This is a genomic window from Bordetella sp. N, assembly GCF_001433395.1.
In the GTDB taxonomy this organism is placed as follows: Bacteria; Pseudomonadota; Gammaproteobacteria; order Burkholderiales; family Burkholderiaceae_B; genus Bordetella_C.
Window position 1 is genome coordinate 5823135 of the sequence record NZ_CP013111.1, and the last position, 20494, is coordinate 5843628.

The window sequence follows — 20494 nt, forward strand, 5'->3', positions numbered from 1 at the left end:
TTTCTAATTGACTCAGGGTTGTTTATCCGCGCTTAAAGAGGCGCTCGTGCATCCATCCATCGTTGGTCAGGATGACAGCCGCCTTACCCGGGATATCTCCCTGCGTCTGTTCCGCAAAGTTCTTGTAATTGGCACGCATGCCTTCCGATTTGGCCCAGTCATCTGCACCTTCTACCTTGTAGCGGTAGTTCACCTGCGACACCTTTACGCCCATCATGTCGCTGGGTTCAGTGAAGTTGCTCACTTCCACAACTGTGTACTTGCCGGTGCAGAAGGCATCTTGTCCAGCCATCGTATTGGCACCATTGGCGACGAGGAATTTCTTGCCGGTGTCAGTGATTTGGTACTCGGTGGCCGGCTCCATCTTGTTGCCAAACATGGCTTTGACTTCGGTGTCTCGCTTCGTCAGCAGCCCGGCATCGACCAGCGCGTCGGCGCGCTTCTTGCTCTGACCGCCCAGCATGTCCTGATTCGCCAGGGTGAACGGCAAGCCCTTAGCAGGAATCGCAGCGCATAGACCCTTTTGAGTGTCCAGGTATGCCTGTATGGCCTTGCTGAAGTTGCTCTTGTTGGCGTCTTTGGCGCTGCCGCACGCGGCAAGGGTAAGGGCAAGGCTGCTGATGGCGACGATCTTGATAGCGGTATGCAAAACTAGCTTCCTCCGTAGGTTAAGACAATCGGTTATTCATTATGGCAACGCGATGGAGCGATTATGCGTTGTTCTCTGTTTGGGAGTCGGCCTCACTCCGTTGTTTAGAAGTGGGCGGCGCGCGACGCGCGAGGCGGTCCAGCTTCTGCACCAGGTCTTCGGCCCGCAGGTGCGTATAGCGCTTGAGCATCTGCATCGACTTGTGGCCGCTGATGGCCGACACCTCCTGATCGCTCAAGCCAGCTTCCACGAACCGGCTGACAGCCTCGTGTCGCAGGTCGTGAAAGCGGAAGTCTTCAAGGCCCGCTGCTCGCTTGGCATCGGTCCATGCTTTGTCGAACAGGTAGGGGCGTCGTATGCCATCCCGGCCGGGTTCACCGAAGAACACCAGTTCGGTTTCGGCCGGGCGCAAGGGGTTGGCAAGTGCCTCGGTGAACACGCGCGTTGCCTCGGCAGTCAGCGGGACGGTGCGGGGCGAAGAGTTCTTGGTGTGCTCTAGCCGCACGACGCGCCGCTCGATGTCCACTTGCCGCATACGCAGCGTCGCAATCTCGGACAGCCGCATACCGGTCTGGACGGCAATGCGGACGATCCAGCCGAACATCGGGTTCGAATGCCTATCGACGGCTCGCAGCAGACGGTTCTGCTCTTCGGGAGTCAATCGCCGGTTGCGACCCGAGCCGGGGGCAGGGCGGCGAATGTTGGACACGGGATTGAAGGGCAGGCCGATGCCCCATTCTTTGATCGCGACGGTGAACAGGTGGCCCAGCAGTGCCAGTTCCAAGCGTACCGTGTTGTTACTGCGAGGCCGTAGCTTGCCATGCTTGTCCGGGTCGCCGGCCAGTCGCATGTCACGGAACTGCGCCACAATCTCGGCGTTCAGAGCGGCCAGTGAATATTTGCCAAGGTGCCGGATGATGACTTGCGCTTTCTTGTGTTCGCCGGCTTGGGTCGAGGCTCGCTTGGTGGGCGTGACTTCCTTGAGGTAGCGGGTCAGCGCCGCTTCGACGGTCATGCGCTCGGCGGGTGCGCGCTGGATATATACGCCGCGTACCATTTCGTCTTCGGTACGGCGCGCCCAGTCTTCGGCATCCCGCTTGGTGCGGAACGTCTTGGCCGTGGCCGGCCAGCCTGTCTTGCGGATGAGGGCTTTCCAAGTGCCCGAGGAAGTCTTAACGATCGTAGCCATGAGTACTCCGTATGGGGCTAGCGCCGCATCACTGTACCGAAACTGTACCTGACCACAATTTTAGGAAAATCCCCCGGTGCGGGGCTTGTACTGCGAAATCTTCTAACGGCTTGAATTAGCGGAAGATTTTTAGATGGTGCCCGGGGCCGGAATCGAACCGGCACGCCTTGCGGCGGGGGATTTTGAGTCCCCTGCGTCTACCAATTTCACCACCCGGGCGGATCGTGCGCGGTGCCCGCTGATAGGGCACGCGTTGGTGCAGAGGGCGCAATTATACCGGGTTCACAGAATTTTGCCCGGCCGCGCCCTCTCACCCCAACTCAATCACATAAAACTTCGTATCCACCACCATCCGCGGAAAGCTGGCGGGGAGGGCGTCCGGTGTTACTTCCGTGAAGCCGTGCTTCTCGTAAAACCGATGCGCCGCCAGGAACTTGGCCGTCGTGCCCAGAAAAATCCGCCGCAGCCCACGCTGGCGGCCCGCCGCCAGCAGCGCGGCCAACAGGCGGGCGGCCACGCCCAGGTCACGGCCCCGGTAGGGCGCAGCGACGAACATCTTGCGCAGGGCGGCCTCGCGGTCGCCGATGTCCTTCAGCGCAATGGTGCCTACGACCCGGCCCTCGGCAGTGGGAGACCCGTCCTGCCCCGTCACCGCCACCCAGAAATCACCCTTGCCAGTCTGGTAAAACGCTTCGATGGTGGCCAGGTCTGGCTGGTCCTCCGCAGTAATCGGAATGCCGAACTCCTCGCGCTGAATCGGCAGAATGGTGTCGATCACCCCCTGCTTGTCAGCCGGGCGATAACGCCGCACGTCGATACCCACCGCCCCCGATTCAACACCGCTGCCATTGCTGCTCAAGTCACTTCCCCAGTCGTATTACCTACACCGCCTGGACCAGGCCACGGCCCTGAATCCAGGATCAAACCACCGTCACCATTGCGAAACGTCGGTCTGGTTTTGATTATTGTTGCGCATGAAGGCTTTCTGCCGCCTGTCGCCGCTTGGTTATCATAGCCCCCTTGAAATCCTGACCATCAACCCTATCCTTACGGCTGGCAGCTTCGGCCCGGCGGCCGTCCCACGACGCACGCAGCGCGTTTGCGCATGCTGCCCGATCCCTCAGACCTTGAAGATTTCGACACGATGAACGAAACCGTCTCCTCTACCCCCTCCGAAACCCTGGGCTTCCAGGCCGAGGTGAAGCAACTGCTGCACCTCATGATCCACTCGCTGTACAGCAACAAGGAAATCTTCCTGCGCGAGCTGGTCTCGAATGCCTCGGACGCCTGCGACAAACTGCGCTTCGAAGCCATCGACAACGCCGCCCTGCTGGAAGGCGACGGCGAACTGGCCATCACGGTGGACTATGACAAGGCCGCCCGCACGATCACGATCTCGGATAACGGCATCGGCCTGAACCGCGACGAAGCCGTCGCCAACCTGGGCACCATCGCCCGGTCCGGCACCAAGGAATTCTTCTCCAAACTCACCGGCGACAAGCAGAAGGACGCCCAACTGATCGGCCAGTTCGGCGTCGGTTTCTACTCGTCCTTCATCGTTGCCGACAAGGTTACGGTCATCACGCGCCGCGCCGGCTCCCCCGCCGAAGACGCCGTGCGCTGGGAATCCGACGGCCAAGGCGAATTCACCATCGCCGCCGCCGACAAGGCGACCCGCGGCTCCGACGTCATCCTGCATCTGCGCGCCGACGAAGACGAGCTGCTCAGCGGCCATAAGCTGCGCGAAATCCTGCGCCGCTACTCGGACCACATCTCCCTGCCCATCCGCATGACCAAGGAAGAATGGGACACGGAGAAGGGCGAACAGGTCAAGAAAGACGAGCTGGAAACCGTCAACCAGGCCAATGCGCTGTGGACGCGCTCCAAGGGCGACATCACCGACGAGCAGTACCAGGAGTTCTACAAGCACGTCGCCCACGACTACGACGATCCGCTGGCGTGGTCGCACAATCGCGTCGAAGGCCGCAGCGAATACACGCAACTGCTGTACGTCCCCAAGCATGCCCCCATGGACATGTGGGACCGCGACGGCCGCCGCGGCGTGAAGCTCTACGTGAAGCGCGTCTTCATCATGGACGACGCTGAACAACTGCTGCCGTCCTACCTGCGCTTCGTGCGTGGCGTGATCGACTCGGCCGACCTGCCGCTGAACGTCTCCCGCGAAATCCTGCAGGAAAGCCGTGACGTGCGCGCCATCCGCGAAGGCTCGGCCAAGCGCATCCTGTCGCTGCTCGAAGACATGGCGGAAAACCGCAAGGACGACTACGTCACCTTCTGGAACGAGTTCGGCCAGGTGCTGAAGGAAGGCACGGGCGAAGACCAGGCCAACCTGGAGCGCATCGGCAAGCTGCTGCGCTTTGCGTCCACCAGCGGTGAAGGCGACACGCAATCCGTGTCTCTGGCCGACTACGTGGCACGCATGAAGGAAGGCCAGGACAAGATCTACTACGTCACCGGCGAAAGCTACGCCGCCGCCAGCAACAGCCCGCATCTGGAAATCTTCCGCAAGAGGGGCATCGAGGTGCTGCTGCTGTGGGAACGTGTGGACGAGTGGATGTTGTCTTACCTGCGCGAGTTCGACGGCAAGTCGCTGGTCTCCGTGGCCAAGGGCGGCCTGGACCTGGACGCGCTGGCGAACGAGGAAGAAAAGAAGCGCCAGGCCGACGTGCAGGAAGAATTCAAGCCGCTGGTGGAACGTCTGAAGACGTCCCTGGGCGACAAGGTGGCCGAGGTGCGCGTGACGTCGCGCCTGGTCGACTCGCCGGCGTGCATCGTCGTCGGCCAGAACGACCTGAGCCCCAATCTGCTGCGCATGCTCAAGGCAGCGGGACAGCAGGCGCCCGACGTCAAGCCGACCCTGGAAATCAACCCGGAACACGCGCTGGTGCAACGCATCCGCGACGCGGGTGAAGGCGACTTCGGCCAGTGGGCCGAGCTGCTGCTCGACCAGGCCATGCTGGCTGAAGGCGGCCAGTTGGCCGACCCGGCCGGCTTCGTCAAACGCCTGAACGCGCTGTTGCTGAAGACGGCTTGATGCAAGCTTGCTGACGGCGTCGCCTTGTCCCTGTGGATAAGGTGATTCCATCGAGAAGGAAAAAGGCCAGGCTTCCCAAGAAGCCTGGCCTTTTAATTACACGGCCAGAACCGACGCGACCCACGAGCCGCGGACAGCCCACCCTTCAACCAGGCGGCAAAGCCCTGCGCAAGAACCCGCACGTGGCCCCGAAGCGCGGCCAGTCGAAGGCCGGTCCGGGATCGGTCTTGCGGCCCGGCGCGATGTGTTCATGGCCCCAGGCATGTGTCAGTTGATACCGCGCCTTGAGGGCCGACGTCAGCCGCGCCAGCGTCGCGTACTGTTCGTCGGTATAGGGCAGCACGTCCGTGCCTTCCAGTTCGACCCCCAGGGAAAAATCGTTGCAGCCTTCGCGCTCATACAGGCGCGACACGCCCGCATGCCAGGCCCGCTTGTCGGTGGCGACGAACTGTTGGACGGTGCCGTCGCGACGGACGAAGAAATGCGCGGCTACACGCAAGCCGCGCAGGCGGTCGAACCAGGCGTCCGCGTCGTAATCCAGGCGATTGCAGAACAGCCCTTCCACATGCGGGCCGCCGAATTCACCCGGCGGCAGGCTGATGTTGTGTATGACCAGCAGGCTGACGACCGTCCCCGGAGGACGCTCATTGAAATTAGGCGAGGGCGTCAGCGTGACACCGCGTCCGGGTTTGAGCCAGCCATGTCGGTCCAATTGCAAAGCCATGTGATCTCCCATCGTTAGCTTTCTTGATCGTGCGCCGCTGGAGCGGCACACGAAGCCGGGGGAGGTCTGCTATTGCGGCGGTCCCGCCTGAGGACGGCTCAGGTTTTCTGGGCCGCGCCCAATCGGGCGTGTTCTTGCCCGCAATACGTTTCCCCCGCGCTGAGTACCGCTTCGGAACGCGGCAGGTGGATGCCGCAGTGCGCACAGCGCACCATCTGTTCAGATTGCCGCACCGCCGCCGGCTTGCCTGGCCGGCGGGCGCCGGCGGCGCTGCCGCCACCACCGTTGCCAGCGTTGCCAGCGTTGCCGGCCTGGCGCTGCCCGGCCTGCTCGCGCGCCTGCTGCTGCGCGCTGCGGGCGCCCGCCCGCGCGGCGATGCGCGCAACCGTCAGGACGACCAGTCCGATGACGAACCAGAAAATCATCTTACCCACTTCAACCTCGATGCAAAATCACTTCCAGCACGAACCGGCTGCCGGTATACGCCAGGATCAGCAGCGCGAACCCGGCCAGGGTCCAGCGCAGCGCCACGCGCCCGCGCCAGCCCTTCAGATAGCGACCCAGCAGCAGCACGCCGAAGGTCAGCCAGGACAGCAGCGTGAACACCGTCTTGTGATCGAAGGGTAACAATTTTCCGGTCAATTCATATGACGCGATGGCGCCCGTGCAGACCGTCAGGGTCAACACGGTAAAACCCACCGAAATCAGCCGGAAGAGCAGGTATTCCTGCATCAGCAGGGGCGGCTGCACGTCCAGCACGCGCGCGACGATGCCGGCCTGGCCCGCGGGGCTGGGCGGGCGATGCAGGTGGCGATCCAGCAGGGCCATCAGGCCGGCATGCAGCGCGGCCACGGTCATCAGGCCGTAGGCGGCCAGGGCAATCACCAGATGGGTACGCAGCCAGGGATTATGCGCATGCGGCACCACCTGGCCTTGCGGAAACAGCGCCGCCAGCGCGGCCGTCAACGTGGCGGCGGGCAACAGCAGCAATTGCAGGCCATCGATGCGCACCAGCAGGCTTTCCAACCAGAAGATCACCATGCCCAGCCATACGGCGGCCGACAACGCCAGAGCCCAACCGACGAACAGCGCCTCGCCACCCAGGATCCCCTGGTACAGTGCGATACCCTGTAGCAGCAAGCCGCCCAGCAAGCACAGGCGATTGATTCGGCCCGCCTTCTGCACATCAGTGGTCGTGCCCAGTCGGCGCCATAGCGACCCCGCCAACACCGCATAAGCGACGGCGGCGGCCGCGTGAAATACAATGCCTGTTGACATAAAACCCGTATCTTGGATGTGGCCCGGGCGCGACTGGCGCTCCATGGCGCGAAGCTGCGTCTTTCTGGCCACGAGTTAGCCGACTAGTTTAAGCGGAAACGCATCTCATGCTCGATAACCTTACCCAACGCCTGTCGCGCGTCGTCAAGACGTTGCGCGGCGAAGCCCGGCTTACCGAGGCCAATACCCAGGAAATGCTGCGCGAAGTGCGCATGGCATTGTTGGAGGCCGACGTCTCGCTGCCCGTGGTGCGCGATTTCGTGGCCCGTATCAAGGAAAAGGCGCTGGGCGAAGAAGTCGCCACCAGCCTGAGTCCTGGCCAGGCCCTCGTCGGCCTCGTCCACAAGGAATTGACTGCCCTCATGGGCGGCGATCTGGGTCCGGACGCGGGTGAATTGTCCCTGGCCACTCAGCCGCCGGCCATCATCCTGATGGCGGGCCTGCAGGGCGCCGGCAAGACCACCACTACCGGTAAGCTCGCGCGCTGGTTGTCGGAAGGCAATCATATCCAGAATGGCCGCAAGACCGGCAAGAAGAAAGTTCTGGTGGTCAGCGCCGACGTCTACCGTCCGGCCGCTATCGACCAGTTGAAGACCGTGGCCGCTCAGGTCGGCGTCGACTTCCTGCCGTCCGATCCCAGCCAGAAGCCGGAAGACATCGCACGCAACGCCGTCGACCATGCCCGCCGCTTCCACTATGACGTGCTGATCCTGGATACGGCCGGCCGCCTGGGTATCGACGAAGCGATGATGCGCGAAATCCGCGCCTTGTACGACCTGGTCAAGCCGATCGAAACCCTGTTCGTGGTCGATGCCATGCAGGGCCAGGACGCGGTCAACACGGCCAAGGCCTTTGCCGACGCGCTGCCGCTCACGGGCGTGGTGCTGACCAAGCTGGATGGCGACGCGCGCGGCGGCGCCGCCTTGTCGGTGCGCCACGTCACCGGCAAGCCCTTGAAGTTCGTCGGCGTTTCGGAAAAGCTCGACGGCCTGGAAGCGTTCTACCCCGAGCGCATGGCGCAACGCGTTCTGGGCATGGGCGACATCGTGTCCCTGGTCGAGCAGGCGCAGAAGAACATCGACATCGCCGAAGCGCAAAAGCTGGCGACCAAGCTGAAGTCGGGCAACAAGTTCGACCTCAACGATTTCCGCGAGCAGCTGGGCCAGGTGAAGAAGCTGGGCGACATGGGTTCCTTGCTGGAAAAGTTGCCGGCTCAGTTCCAGCAGGCGGCGGGGCAGTTGCAGAACGGCCAGGCTGACAAGCAATTGCGCCGCACGGAAGGCATCCTCAATTCCATGACGGCGGGCGAGCGCGCCAAGCCGGAGCTGATCAAGGCCTCCCGCAAGCGCCGTATCGCCACGGGCGCCGGCGTGCCGGTGCAGGAAGTCAATCGCCTGCTGGCTCAGTTCGACCAGATGCAGGGCATGATGAAGCAGATGAAGAAGGGCGGCATGGCCAAGATGATGCGGGCCATGGGCGGCCTGAAGGGCCTGGGCAAGCTCGGCGGCGGCGGGATGCGCTGATCGACGGTAATCGACGGTACAAAAAAGCCCCTCAGGCCAACCTTTCAGATTGTCCGGTCCCCCAAGGGGACGCTTTTTGGCTTGGGGCGGCCCGGCGCCAAAAAAGAAGGCCAGGCTTGGTAGCCTGGCCCATCTGCCTGGTACGGAAGGGGAATGATCCGCACCAGATTTGCCTGTCGAAAACGCTGCGGAAGTCCGACAGGCAGTGATAGTGATTATCCTGAGTCCCTGCGCAAGACGGCGCAATGATGTGTAACGATGTGCGTGGTGTTTATCCCCACTACATTGCTCTGCAATGGCGCGGAGATTAATCACTTTGTATGATTTGCATCTGCCGTTTTCGCATGCGTTACCCGATCTTCCGGGATTACAGCTCAACCACCACCCACTGCCACCACTATCTCCAGCTTGTCATCGGCACTCAGAGATGTAATCGGGTGCTGACTTTTCGGAACAATTTCTCCGTTTCTTTCGACGGCGATTCGCTTGCCCGTGTAACCCAGAAGTTCGATCAGCTGGGAAACGCTGGCGCCGGAGGGGATATCGCGGGGTTGACCGTTGAGTTGGATGTTCATGGCGAGGGCAGAAAAATAATGAGTAGAAAGCGCCTTGCGGGGCGGCGAACACGCGCAGGCGTCAAAGCGCCGCCTGCCCAGGTTCAAGCCGCGTAGCGATTCAGCGTCTGGACCAGCAAAGCCAGGATGCCGGGCTCGTCGAAGGCATGGCCGGCATCCGGCACGATATGGAAATCCGCTTGAGGCCAGGCGCGATGCAAGTCCCAGGCCGTGCGGGCAGGTGTACAGACATCGTAGCGCCCCTGCACGATCGTGCCAGGGATGTCCTTCAGCCGGTGGGCGTCACGGATCAGCTGGCCTTCTTCCATGAATCCGGCATGGGTGAAGTAGTGGTTCTCGATGCGCGCGAAAGCCAGCGCCGCCAGATCCCCGGCATGGCTCTGCTGGTGAACGGGGCTGGGCATCATCGTGATGGTGCTGTCTTCCCACTTGCTCCAGGCCTTGGCGGCGCGCAGGCGTTCGGCCTCGTCCGGGCCGGTCAGGCGGCGGTGATAGGCCGCCACCAGGTCGTCGCGCTCCGCTGGGGGGATGACGGCCAGATAGTCTTCCCACAGATCGGGGAACAGGTGCGAGGCGCCTTCCTGGTAGAACCAGTCGATTTCGCTTTTGCGTATCGTGAAGATGCCGCGCAGGATCAGCGCCGATACACGCTCGGGGTGCGTCTGCCCATAGGCCAGCGCCAAGGTCGAGCCCCAGGATCCCCCGAAGACCAGCCACTGGTCCACGCCCATCACGTCCTTGCGCAACCGTTCGATGTCTTCGACCAGATGCCAGGTGGTGTTGTTCTCCAGGCTGGCGTGCGGTTGCGAACGGCCGCAGCCGCGCTGATCGAACAGCAGGACGTTGTAGCGGCTGGGATCGAACAGCTGGCGGTGTACCGGCGAGCACCCGCTGCCGGGGCCGCCGTGCAGGAACACCGCGGGCTTGCCCCGCGGGTTGCCGCATTGTTCCCAATAAATCCGGTGACCGTCGCCGGTTTCCAGGTAGCCGTGGGCGTAGGGTTCGATCGCGGGGAAAAGCATTCAGGCGACTCGCTTGAAGATCAGGTCCCAGACGCCGTGCCCAAGGCGCAGGCCGCGCGTCTCGAATTTGGTTTGCGGACGGTAGTCCGGGCGGGGTGCGTAATCCTTGGCGGTATTGCTGAGCAGGGGCTCGCCGCTCAGCACTTCCAGCATTTGTTCAGCGTAGTTTTCCCAGTCCGTGGCGCAGTGCAGGTAACCGCCGGGGGCCAGGCGGCTGGCCAGCAGCTTGATGAAGGGCGGCTGCAGCAGGCGGCGCTTGTGGTGGCGCTTCTTGGGCCAGGGATCGGGGAAATAGACATGGACGCCGGCGAGCGAGTCGGGCGCAATCATGTCACGGACCACCTCGACGGCATCGTGCTGGATGATGCGGATATTCGGCACGGCCGACGCTTCGATGCGCTTGAGCAGGGAACCGACGCCGGCGTTGAAGACTTCCACGCCGAGGAAGTTGTCGCCGGGACGGGCCAGGGCGATCTTCTCGGTGGTTTCCCCCATGCCGAAGCCGATTTCCAGGATCGTGGGCGCCTGGCGGCCGGCGAACGCCTTGGTCACGTCCAGGGGGCGCGGGGAATAGGGGATGGACCACTCTTCCAGCAGGCGATCCAGCGCGTCGCGCTGACCCTGGGTGATGTGGCCGCGGCGGTGGACGAAACTGCGGATGTGGGTGGGGTGGGCCGGATCGTAGGCGGCGCTGGGCGCGACCGCCGCGGCGGTCGCGGCAGCGCTTGCGTCAGGCGCCGCCTGATCGGCCGGAGAAGCCCCGGTTGCCGCCTGGGCGGGAGTCGTCACGGCAGGCTGGCTGATCTTGGCGTCGTCGGCGGGCTGCGGATTCCCGGCGCCGGCGGAGGGGAGGTGCGTGTTCATAGGCCGCCATTGTAGTAGGGCGGCGCGGGGCGCGGGACCGTGGAGGATGAAGTTACAGGATGCCCTAAGGGATGCTCTATAGGATGCCCTAAGCGATGCCCATGGGATGCCCCGCTCATCGCGCTAGCCAGCTGGCTGAGTCACCGCCAGGGCCACCCCGTCGCGCTGGGGATCGGCGCCGCCCTGCAGCCCCTGCGCTGTCCGCCACACCACGTGCGGTGCCGCGAAGGCGTAGCTAAGGTGTGATCGCCTGACCTGTGCGCCCTTGCCCTGCAGCCCGTCGGTGATGTATCGGGGAATCCGGTTGGATACATCCACCGCGTTGCTCGTCACCGAGATGCGCGGCGCCGCCACGGCTTCGAGGGGGCTCATGCCGAAGTCGACCAGGTTGACGATGGTCTGCGTCAGCGCGGACGCGATGGCCGTGCCGCCCGGCGCGCCCAAAGCCGCCCGCACTTCGCCGTCGCGCAACAGCAGGGTGGGCGCCTGCGAACTGGTGCGACGCTTACCCGGACCGATGGATGCGGCGCGGCCCGGCCGCGGATCGAAGCCGCTTAGCAGGCCGTTGTACAGAAAGCCCAGCCCGTCGGTGATGATGCCGGAACTGGTGCCCAGGCTGTGCGTCAGCGCCGCGGCATTGCCTGCGGCGTCGATGACGCATACCTGCGTGGTGTCGCGTGGCTCGTCCGGTTTGCCGGCCTGCATGCGCTGTACGTCGGCATGCTCACCGGCCCGGATACGGGAGGCCAGGGTCGACGCGTGCGTGCGCGACAGCAGACGGTCCAGGGGCACGTCGACGAATTCCGGATCGCCGATATGCATGTCCTTGTCCATGGTGACCCATTTCAGGGTCTCGGTTAAGACGCGCAGATAGTCGACGCTGTTGTGTCCGAGGTCCGCCAGGTCGAATTCGGCCAGGACCTGCAAGGCCTGAATGAGCGTCACCCCGCCGCCCGGTGGTGGGTAGCCCGCGATGGCCCAGCCCCGGTATTCGCCCCAGACAGGCGGCGCTTCCACCACGCGATACCCGAGCAGGTCCTCGGAAGACAGCAAGCCGCCATGCGCGCGCATATCCTCGGCGATCCTTGCCGCCACTTCGCCGCGATAGAAATCCGCCGCGCCTGCGCGCGCCAGGTGTTCCAGCGTGGCAGCCAGGTCCGGATTGTGCAGGCGTTCGCCCGGCCGCCTGAAACGACCCTCGGCATCCAGGTAGACGGCGCGGCCGGTGGCCGTCAACGCCAGCCTTTGCTCGGTTTCCAGCATGCCGCCGCGCGCGCGGTCCAGCGCACCGTATTGGTACATGTGCGGCCGCACCACGACGCCGGCTTTGGCATGCGCCAGCGCGGGCGCCAGGGCGTCCGCGAACGACCAGGTGCCGTAGCGCGACAACGCATGGTCCAGACCGGCCAGGGTACCCGGCGTGCCGATGGATTGGTAGCCCGCTTCGTTGACGTTGCCCTCCACCACGAAGGCATAGCCGTCGCCCGTATCGCGCATGGGCAGATGCGCCCAGATGTCCTCCCTGGCGGCGAGCGGAGCGCGGGCGCTGAAGTCTATGCAGGTGTGGACGCCGCGCGCGGGCAGGGCGATCTGCAGGGTGCCGTAGCCCGCTACGCTACTCATCAGCGGATCGACGACTCCTTGCGTGAGGGCGGCGGCCACGGCCGCGTCGACGGCGTTGCCGCCGTCCATGAGGACCCGTGCGCCGGCTTCCGCGGCTTCCGGTTGGGCGGCGACGATCACGGCCTGGGCCTTACGCATGGCGACTCTCCGAATCAGGTCCTGGTTGCCGCGCGCAACGCGCCGATCAAGGCGTTCAGTTCGGCGTCGCGGTCCGGCTCGTTGGCGCTGACATAGCGGGGTTCGGGATACGCGGCAAGTTGCACGACGGCAAGGTCGGCGGCGCGGTCGATGAAGATGCGCTGTCCGGAATGGCCCATGGCCATCATGGCGCCGTCGCCACGCAGCCACCAGCTGTAGCCGTAGGCACGCAGGTCCAGGGCACGGCGATGCGCCGCGTGCTGGTCTTGCGGGATCTCGAAGGCTGGCGTGGCTGACTGCTCGACCCATCCTTCAGGCAGTATGCGGCGGCCGTCGACCACGCCGTCGTCCAGCACGAATTGGGCGAAACGGCCGATATCGCGCAGGCTCATGCCCGCCCGGCTGCCGCCGATCTCCTGGCCGCCGTCCGATTCCAGGGTGTAGAACCCGTCGAACTCCATGCCGCAAGGTTGCCAGATGCGCTGGGACATGTAGTCGGCCAGCGTGCCGCCCGTGGCCGCGCTGAGCACGGCTCCCAGCAGGTAAGTGTCGCCGGTGTTGTACTGCCAGACGGCGCCGGCGGGGTTGCCACGCGGGCAGGCACGCAGCAGGGCCAGCACGCCGCCGGGCACCTTGTCGGCCAGCGACTTGCTGTAGCGGTTGACGTGGGATTGCTTGTCCGTATAGTCCTCGCGCCAGTCTATGCCGGACGACATGGTCAGCAGATGGCGCACGGTGACGTCCTGGTAGGCGCAGCCGGCCAGGGTAGGGACGTAGCGCGTGACGGAGTCATCCAGGCTGCCGATGGCGCCATCATGCAGGGCCGCGCCCACCAGCATGGCGGTCATGGACTTGACGGTCGACATGGTGGACCAGCGCTCTTCCGGGCGGAAGCCCAGGCCATAGCGCTCCAGGACGATGTGGCCGCGATGGATGGCCAGCAGTCCGGCCACGTTGTTGCGGTCCATGAAGTCAGCGACGTCGCGCGTCTGGCCATCCAGCTCGTAGCCGGTCTGCACTTCGGCGGCCCTCGGCATGGGCTGCGCCGCGGGGCCGCGCGCGATGGTGCGCGTGGCGAATAGCTGGTCGACGATGCGGTAGCCGTAGGATTGCAGGCAGGGCGGCCACAGCAGGAAGTCTTCGCCGCGCGGCAAATGCTGAACGGCTTGGGCGAGGGGCGGAGTGGATGTGTCTTTCATGGGATCAGTCGTTGCGGATGTCCAGGCGCTTGACGATGGGGCCCCATACCGCGGCCTCCTGCTTCATCGATTGCGCGACGGATTGCGGGCCCAGTTCCTTGGGCGGGGTCATGAAGATCTCGGCCATCTGCTTGCGCACGTTTTCATCGGCCCAGAATTTACGCGTGGCCTCGGTCAGCCGCTCGACGATGGCCGGCGGGGTACCGGCCGGCGCCATCACGCCGTACCACGCGTCGCCCGGGAAGCCCTTGGCGCCGACTTCCGCGATGGTCGGCACGTCCGGCAATAGGGGATCCCGCTCGGCGCCGAACAGCACGATGGGCACGGCCTTGCCGGTCTTGATCTGCGGGATCGCGCCGGACAGCGCGTCGGAAGTCAGGTCGATCTGGCCGCCGATCAAGTCCATCATGGCCGGCGCCGCGCCTTTATAGGGCACGTGCGACATCTGCAGGCCGAAGTGGTCGGCCAGGAAGGCGACGTTAAGGTGAGTCGAGTTGCCTATCCCCGCCGAACCATAATTCAGCTTGCCCGGTTTGGCCTTGGCCTGCTTGACCAGATCCTCGACGTTGCGGATGCCCGTCGCGGGATTGGCGACCAGCACCTGCGACGTGCCGGCGACCTTGGTGACGGGCGTGAAGTCCTTGGTCGGGTTGTACGCCAGCTGCGCATAGGTGAAGGGGTTCACCGACATATTGGACGTGCTGCCGAACAGCAGGTTGTAGCCGTCGGCCGGCTGTTTGGCCACGTAGGCGGCGGCGATGCTGCCGTTGGCCCCGGGTTTGTTCTCGACCACGATGGTCCCGCCGATGGCCTTGCCCGCGTAGGCGGCCCAGGCCCGGGCCAGCGCATCGGCGGCGCCGCCCGCGGCGACCGGCACGAAGACCGAAACGGGACGGGTCGGCCATTCCGTGGCATGCGCGGATCGGCCCGCGCCCAGCGCGAGTACCGCGCTGATGGCGATGGTTGTCAGGGCGGACTTGGCGACCATGGTCGAATGCTCCAGAAGAGAATCGGACACGAGATGCGTCCGACGATGCGTGCAAATTCTAAGTAGCCGGTTACATGACGTCCAATGCATAATTCATCAAACGGTCATGAGCCGGAGAGCATAAAAAAGTAGGGGAAAACCATGAATTTGCAGCAGCTGGAGCATTTTCTGGTGCTGGTCGAAATGCAGTCCTTCAGTCGCGCCGCCGACAAGCTGCATCTGACGCAGTCAGCCTTGAGCCGCAGTATCCGCGCGCTGGAAGAAGGCCTGGGCGGCCGGTTGCTGGAGCGTGACAAGAGCAAGACCTTGACGGCCCTGGGCGAGTTGGCGATTGCCCGGGCGCGCCGCATTCGGGTGGAGCTGGCGGAGTTGCGGCGTAGCGCCAGCCTGCTCGCGGATTACGCGGGCGGCACCTTGAAACTGGGGCTGGGGCCCACGCCCACGGCCATCCTGTCCGTGCCCTTGTTGCGGGAAATGATGCAGCGCTATCCCGCCATCAAGCTTTTACTGAGCGGCGGTACGTCGGAGATGCAGGTGCAGGAACTGCGCGATGGCGTGGTCGATGCGCTGGTCGTGCATCGCAATCACATACCGGCCGATGCCGATCTGCACCTGACGTTTTTCCCCCGCACGCCCTTGGGTTTCGTGGCACGCGCGGGGCATCCCCAGGCGCAGGCACGGTCCCTGGATTACGCGACCCTGCGGCGCTATCCGGTCGCGGCGAGCGGGCGGGCGATGAGTGCCGAGGTGATGCATAAATTGAATGCCTACTTTGGCCCGCACGCGCATTTTCTCGACGCCGTGCAATACCAATCCAATGACATGCCGTCGCTGGTCGAGCTGGTGCGAACCAGCGATGCGGTGTTCTTCGGCGTGCTGCAGGTGGCTCAGCCGCTGATCGACAGCGGCGAGCTGGTGCAACTGCCCTTGGAGCCAGCGCTGCAGCTGTCCTCACAGTTCGTCTTCGTCACCTTGGAGGGCAAGATCCTGCCGCCCGCCTTGCTCAGGGTGCGGGAGATTTGCTCGCGGCGGATGGGCGGGATGGCGCTGGCAACGGCGGCGGTCGATGGCGTGCAGTGATCGCCCTTCGACCACCGTCTGGCCGCTCTTTGACCGCGATTCGCCGGATGCATGCTGTCAGGCCGCGCGGTTGCGTTCGATGATTTGGATCGTGCGACGGATCGCGTCGGCCGCGGCCTGGTGGTTCTGGGAGAAGTTCAGGCGGATGCTGTCAGTGGCGTCCTTGCTGAACTCCGTGCCGGGGGTGACCGTGACGCCGGCCTGCAAGCGCAAGGTGCGGGTGAACTGAGGCAGGTCGATGCGCAGCTTGGGCAGGCGCGGGAAGATATAGCTGCCCGCTTCGGGGGCGCGCACTTCAAGACCCTGAACGTCCCGCAGCAGGCTCAGCAGGTCGTCGCGGATGGCTTGATGCTTGCGAATGCGGTCCGCCATCCAGCCTTCCGGCTCGTTGAACCAGGTATTGAGCACCGCCTGGCAGTAGCCCGGCGCGCGCAGCGACACGATGGCCTGCAGTTTTTCCATGCGCTCGACAAGGTGCTCGGCGCCGAAGGCGACACCCAGGCGAAAGCCGCTCAGCGATTCCGTCTTCGACGGTCCCATGATCGTCACCACCAGCTTCGGATTGATGTCCGTCGCCCGCAGGTGGGTGTAGTCACGCCCGGGGTAAAGCAGCCGGGAATAGAGCTGGTCGACGATGACGGTGACGCCATGGCGGTTCGCCAGGCTGGCGATCGCGTCGATCTCCTGTTTGGAATAGATGACGCCGGCGGGGTTGTTCGGATTCGAGAACAGGAAGGTTTTTATGCCCTGTTTGAATACCGACTCCAGTTTGTCCAGGTCGATGCCGGCCTTGTCGCGCGAGCCCAGATAAGCCATCGGGACGGGCACGACTTCCGCGCCGATGAATTCGACCAGCTTGCGGTTGGCGAAGTAATCGGGCGCCACGATGGCCACTTTGTCGCCGGGAACGACGGTGGCGCCGATCGCCAGGAACAAAGCCCCTTGGGTGCCGGGTGTGACGATGAGCTGATCCTGCGCCGAAACCGCGGCGCCGGTGAATTTGCTGAGATGCCCCGCCACGCGCTCGCGGATCGCCGCTTGTCCGCGGTATTCCGTGTAGGCCTGGGCGCCGCCTTCCTTGAAGCCGTCGACGAACGCATCGAGCGAGCCCGGCGTCGGCGCGAAGGCGGATTCGTTGACGTCGCCGTGGGAGAAGTCGACCGGCGTTCCCGGGATGACCGCGCCGGCGTTGGCCGCGTCATCGGCGCGCTGGCGGACTTCCTGGCCGGGGGCGTTGTCGGTGCCGAGCTTCTTGAATTTTTCTTCGATGGTGGTCATGGCTGTCTCCAGAATGGGCAGGCGCTGCTGTGCCGATGTCGTTATCCAGTCCCGGCCGGGAGTTCCTCGGCTGGGCTTCCGATAGCAATACTAGCGCTGAAGCAATCAATAAAAACCGCGATAATTGATGCTTCAGAATGAACATTTTGCGTTGATTGGGAGAGGCCTTTCGTCCGATGGACACCGAATTCCTTGAAAGCCTGCTGATGGTCATCGATCACGGTTCCGTGGCCGAGGCCGCGCGCAGGCTGGGCATTTCACCGACGGCGGTGGCGCAACGTATCGGCGTGCTCGAAGACCAGATGGGGACGCGGCTGGTGGCCCGGGTCGGGCGCACGGTGAAGCCGACCGTCGCAGGCGCGGCGGTGGTCGAGCGCGCGCGCGACATCGTCAGGGACGTGGAGAACCTGCGGGCCGTCGCCAGCGCCGGCCGGGTGGAAGGTGAATTCAGGTTGGGCGCGACCTCGTCGGCCATCATTGGATTGCTGCCGCCGGTGCTGAAGCAGCTTGCGAGCAAGCATCCGGGCCTGGAGCTGCACGTGACGCCTGGCGCGTCGACCGCGCTTTACGAGAAGCTGCTGGCGAACGAGATCGACGCGGCCTTGCTGGTCGAGCCGCCGTTTCCGGTGGGCAAGGCGTATTCATGGGCCACGATACGGATCGATCCCTATGTCTTTCTGGCGTCCGCGCGGTTGAAGGGCACGCCGCCGCGCGAGCTTATCCGGAGCCAGCCTTTCATACGCTACGACCGCAAGGTGTGGGGCGGACGCCTGGCCGATACGTGGCTGCGTTCCCATCGTTATCGGCCGACGGAGCGCTTCGAGCTGGACGCGCTGGATGCGATCGCAGTATTGGTCGATCAGGGATTGGGCGTGTCCCTGGTCCCGGATTGGCACGGCCCCTGGCCGGAGGGCGTACGCCTGGCGAAGATTCCGGTCCCGGTCGATCCGATTTACCGAAAGACCGGCTTTCTGTGGCCGCGCAACAGCTTGCATCTGAGGCAGATCGAAACCTTGGTCGCCGAGGCGCTAAGCGCGTTTCCGCTGTCGCCGTTGGAGTGAGCAGGCGGTATCGGCGGGGGACAGTGGCCTGCATATCAATCGGGAATCGATTTTCAAGCAAAGCTATCCGGGGGCTGTGCGCGATAAATACGGGTGGAGATGCGGTGCACGCTTGCGGCCCCGCGCTGCGCCCACCAGACAAGGTATAATCCGGCTTCCTGTCGGCGGCTGTACCTTGCCGGCACGGCATCCATGCGGGTGTAGTTCAATGGTAGAACGGCAGCTTCCCAAGCTTCATACGAGGGTTCGATTCCCTTCACCCGCTCCAGCAATTCCCCTTCTCATCCGTCTTCGTGACTTGGCAATGTCCAAGGTCTGAGCTGTGGCCTGTATACGGTGCTGACCAAGCGAAATCTGGTGTGACGACTACATCACCGGCGACATGTTGCCGTCGACGTTGATCGATGTGCCGGACACGTAACTGGCCAGATCCGACGCAAGAAAGCACGCTACGTTGGCAAATTCCTCGGCTTTTCCGACTCGTCCCAGCGGCACGCCCTCGGCCATTTTGGCGAGGAAGTCGTCATAGGAACCGCTATTTGTATTGGCGTGTTTGCGGACCCATTGATCGCTCTCGATGAGTCCTACGTGCAAGGAGTTGACCAGCACATTGTGCGGCGCGCCTTCGCCTGCCAAAACCTTGGTCAGCGCCATGCCGGCCGCGCGGCTCACGGAAGTGGGCGCGGAGGCAGGCTTAGGCGCTTTTGCGCCTATGTTGAGCACGTTGATGATGCGGCCCCAGCGCCGTTCGACCATTTGCGGCCACACGAGCCTGGCCATACGAATCGCCGCGAAGAGCTTCAAGTCCAGGTCGGCCTGCCATATTTCGTCCGTGACCGATGCAAACGGCCCTGTCTGGGAGGTGCCCGCGTTGTTGACCAGAATGTCCACCCGGCCGAAGACATTCATTACGTCGGCATAGGTTTTTGCGATGTCCTCGGCACGGGATACGTCGCAGGGAAAGACGTGCACGCGGCCCTTGGCCTTTTCAGCTACGTGAATGCGTGCCTCTTCAAGCGTTTCAGGTCCGCGCGCAAGTAGCGCCACATCGGCGCCGCATTCAGCCATGCGCGCGGCGATGGCTCGGCCGATGCCTTTGCTGGCGCCGGTAATAACGGCAACACGCCCATTCATAGTCACTTGCATTGTGTTTTCCCCAAATGGTTGGCTGTGAAGTGTCGTGCCAGCGTCCTGACGCCTTAACGTTGCTGCTTGAGCTTCGCGGCCTGCTCTTGATTCAGGCGCGCGGCCTCATCCTGGGCGTAACCCGCTTCGCCGGAGTCGTAAGGACCGTCATACGAGCAGCTATTCCACCAATGGCAGGAACTGCTGCGCTTAGGTTCGGCCGGTCCACACGCGGAGAGCGTTGCGAGAAGGCAGGAGGCGAGTATGAAACGGTTAAACATGCAGCAAAATTCTCCTGGCCCGCGTGGCGAGCCACACTCACGCAAGCCCACTTTATACGCCTGTCGATAGAGCAGGGGCGGCTTACGATACAGACTCCGAAAGGACAATGTTGCAGAGTCAAAACCGGAAGCTTCTCAGCTATCGCTGCTGTGGTCAATGCGCTCCGTACTTCCTGGCATTGGTCTGAATTTTGTGCGTGGCCGCTTCATTCATGTTGTTCGGCAACGGACTATGTATTCGATGACCGCCCGTATTGCGCCGTCGGTGGCTGTCCTTCTTATCGGAACAAGTCCATAATCGATCCGCTTTTCTGCGGGGCCGCGGAAATCACCAACCTGGCAATAGCAACCCTGTACTGGCACTTCATGCTGTCTGATCGGACCCTGGCCTTCCTGGACGAGCACTGCCGGAAGTCGCACGAGACGTTTCCGGAAGGCGGCACGCTCTGGACGTATACCGAAGCCGCGCATCAGGCGCACACGCGCTTCCGCGATTCCCGTCGTCATCCGCCCGCCGAGGCGATGAACATCGATGAACTCGCCACCTGGTTGCAAGCGGCGGAGGGCAACTTCGGGCCATTGCTTCCTGCTTCGATGGCGCAAGCCCAGACATTGCTGGAGCTACTGCGCGCCGATTTGGGCGCGGATGAGTTCCTCTGGTACTACCAGAACGACGGCCACCTCATGAACGCCGACATCCACATGGCCCGCCGTTCCGACAATCGCTATTTCCTGTTGGAACTGTGGTGGAGCTTCGACTGAGGGGGCCTGCTGCGGTGGCTGCGCGTATCCCCCGTGATTGTCCGCCACACGATAGATGCTGATCGGGCTGGCATCGCTTA

The 20494-nt window shown here is 63.7% G+C and carries 19 protein-coding genes and 2 tRNA genes; 6 read left to right on the forward strand and 15 right to left on the reverse strand.

The genetic code is table 11. The features are described from left to right. Positions 1-22: 22 nt before the first annotated feature. The 4 genes from ASB57_RS31385 to ASB57_RS25185 all read right to left on the reverse strand — a co-directional run bounded on the left by ASB57_RS31385 (position 23) and on the right by ASB57_RS25185 (position 2697). Complete coding sequence (locus ASB57_RS31385) at positions 23-649, reverse strand: hypothetical protein (protein ID WP_057654653.1); 627 nt, start codon at positions 647-649, stop codon at positions 23-25. Positions 650-710: 61 nt separating this feature from the next. Then, positions 711-1838, reverse strand: coding sequence for a site-specific integrase (locus ASB57_RS25175; protein WP_057654654.1), 1128 nt, complete (start codon positions 1836-1838; stop codon positions 711-713). 134 nt (positions 1839-1972) lie between these two features. Continuing rightward, positions 1973-2057: transfer RNA gene (locus ASB57_RS25180), tRNA-Leu, on the reverse strand. A 91-nt stretch (positions 2058-2148) separates the two neighbouring features. Then, a complete protein-coding gene (locus ASB57_RS25185) occupies positions 2149-2697 on the reverse strand; it encodes a GNAT family N-acetyltransferase (RefSeq protein WP_057654655.1) in 549 nt (182 codons plus the stop codon). A 285-nt stretch (positions 2698-2982) separates the two neighbouring features. Between ASB57_RS25185 and htpG the strand changes: the two genes are divergently transcribed. Continuing rightward, entirely contained in the window at positions 2983-4893 is a 1911-nt protein-coding gene (htpG, locus tag ASB57_RS25190) for a molecular chaperone HtpG (protein WP_057656429.1), read from the forward strand. Positions 4894-5038: 145 nt separating this feature from the next. Here the strand turns inward: htpG and ampD are convergent, their stop codons facing one another. From ampD to ASB57_RS25205, 3 genes are all read right to left on the reverse strand, one after another. Beyond that, complete coding sequence (gene ampD / locus ASB57_RS25195) at positions 5039-5617, reverse strand: 1,6-anhydro-N-acetylmuramyl-L-alanine amidase AmpD (RefSeq protein WP_057654656.1); 579 nt, start codon at positions 5615-5617, stop codon at positions 5039-5041. A gap of 98 nt (positions 5618-5715) precedes the next feature. Continuing rightward, on the reverse strand, positions 5716-6051 hold the full coding sequence (locus ASB57_RS25200; RefSeq protein ID WP_057654657.1) for a PP0621 family protein: 336 nt from the start codon (positions 6049-6051) through the stop codon (positions 5716-5718). Position 6052: 1 nt separating this feature from the next. Continuing rightward, entirely contained in the window at positions 6053-6895 is an 843-nt protein-coding gene (locus ASB57_RS25205) for an inner membrane protein YpjD (protein WP_057656430.1), read from the reverse strand. Positions 6896-7002: 107 nt separating this feature from the next. On the opposite strand from ASB57_RS25205, the gene ffh reads away from it, so the two are divergent. Then, on the forward strand, positions 7003-8418 hold the full coding sequence (gene ffh, locus ASB57_RS25210; RefSeq protein WP_057654658.1) for a signal recognition particle protein: 1416 nt from the start codon (positions 7003-7005) through the stop codon (positions 8416-8418). Positions 8419-8792: 374 nt separating this feature from the next. Here ffh and thiS read toward each other — a convergent pair whose 3' ends face one another. From thiS to ASB57_RS25240, 6 genes are all read right to left on the reverse strand, one after another. Next, positions 8793-8993, reverse strand: coding sequence for a sulfur carrier protein ThiS (gene thiS / locus ASB57_RS30840; protein ID WP_082621828.1), 201 nt, complete (start codon positions 8991-8993; stop codon positions 8793-8795). 83 nt (positions 8994-9076) lie between these two features. After that, the gene (pip, locus tag ASB57_RS25220; RefSeq protein WP_057654660.1) at positions 9077-10015 is read right to left on the reverse strand and encodes a prolyl aminopeptidase; all 939 of its coding nucleotides are present in this window, start codon (positions 10013-10015) and stop codon (positions 9077-9079) included. Next, a complete protein-coding gene (gene trmB, locus ASB57_RS25225; protein WP_082621829.1) occupies positions 10016-10879 on the reverse strand; it encodes a tRNA (guanosine(46)-N7)-methyltransferase TrmB in 864 nt (287 codons plus the stop codon). Between the two features lie 123 nt (positions 10880-11002). Further along, positions 11003-12640, reverse strand: coding sequence for a gamma-glutamyltransferase (gene ggt, locus ASB57_RS25230; RefSeq protein ID WP_057654661.1), 1638 nt, complete (start codon positions 12638-12640; stop codon positions 11003-11005). Between the two features lie 14 nt (positions 12641-12654). After that, positions 12655-13839, reverse strand: coding sequence for a serine hydrolase (locus ASB57_RS25235; RefSeq protein WP_057654662.1), 1185 nt, complete (start codon positions 13837-13839; stop codon positions 12655-12657). Between the two features lie 4 nt (positions 13840-13843). After that, positions 13844-14857, reverse strand: coding sequence for a tripartite tricarboxylate transporter substrate binding protein (locus ASB57_RS25240; protein WP_231755248.1), 1014 nt, complete (start codon positions 14855-14857; stop codon positions 13844-13846). Between the two features lie 111 nt (positions 14858-14968). Here ASB57_RS25240 and ASB57_RS25245 point away from each other — a divergent pair, with 111 nt between their 5' ends. Next, a complete protein-coding gene (locus tag ASB57_RS25245; RefSeq protein WP_057654663.1) occupies positions 14969-15907 on the forward strand; it encodes a LysR family transcriptional regulator in 939 nt (312 codons plus the stop codon). A gap of 57 nt (positions 15908-15964) precedes the next feature. Here the strand turns inward: ASB57_RS25245 and ASB57_RS25250 are convergent, their stop codons facing one another. After that, positions 15965-17185: a pyridoxal phosphate-dependent aminotransferase gene (locus tag ASB57_RS25250; protein WP_057654664.1), complete on the reverse strand. Its 1221-nt coding sequence runs from the start codon at positions 17183-17185 to the stop codon at positions 15965-15967. Between the two features lie 176 nt (positions 17186-17361). On the opposite strand from ASB57_RS25250, the gene ASB57_RS25255 reads away from it, so the two are divergent. Further along, positions 17362-18246 carry a LysR family transcriptional regulator gene (locus ASB57_RS25255; protein ID WP_057654665.1) on the forward strand — a complete coding sequence of 295 codons (885 nt, stop codon included), beginning with the start codon at positions 17362-17364 and terminating at the stop codon, positions 18244-18246. 194 nt (positions 18247-18440) lie between these two features. After that, a tRNA-Gly gene (locus tag ASB57_RS25260) sits at positions 18441-18514 on the forward strand. Between the two features lie 98 nt (positions 18515-18612). Here ASB57_RS25260 and ASB57_RS25265 read toward each other — a convergent pair. Next, positions 18613-19392, reverse strand: a complete 780-nt coding sequence (locus ASB57_RS25265) for an SDR family oxidoreductase (RefSeq protein WP_057654666.1) — start codon at positions 19390-19392, stop codon at positions 18613-18615. A gap of 626 nt (positions 19393-20018) precedes the next feature. Here ASB57_RS25265 and ASB57_RS25275 point away from each other — a divergent pair. Continuing rightward, entirely contained in the window at positions 20019-20414 is a 396-nt protein-coding gene (locus ASB57_RS25275; RefSeq protein WP_057654668.1) for a hypothetical protein, read from the forward strand. The last annotated feature ends 80 nt before the right edge of the window (positions 20415-20494 follow it).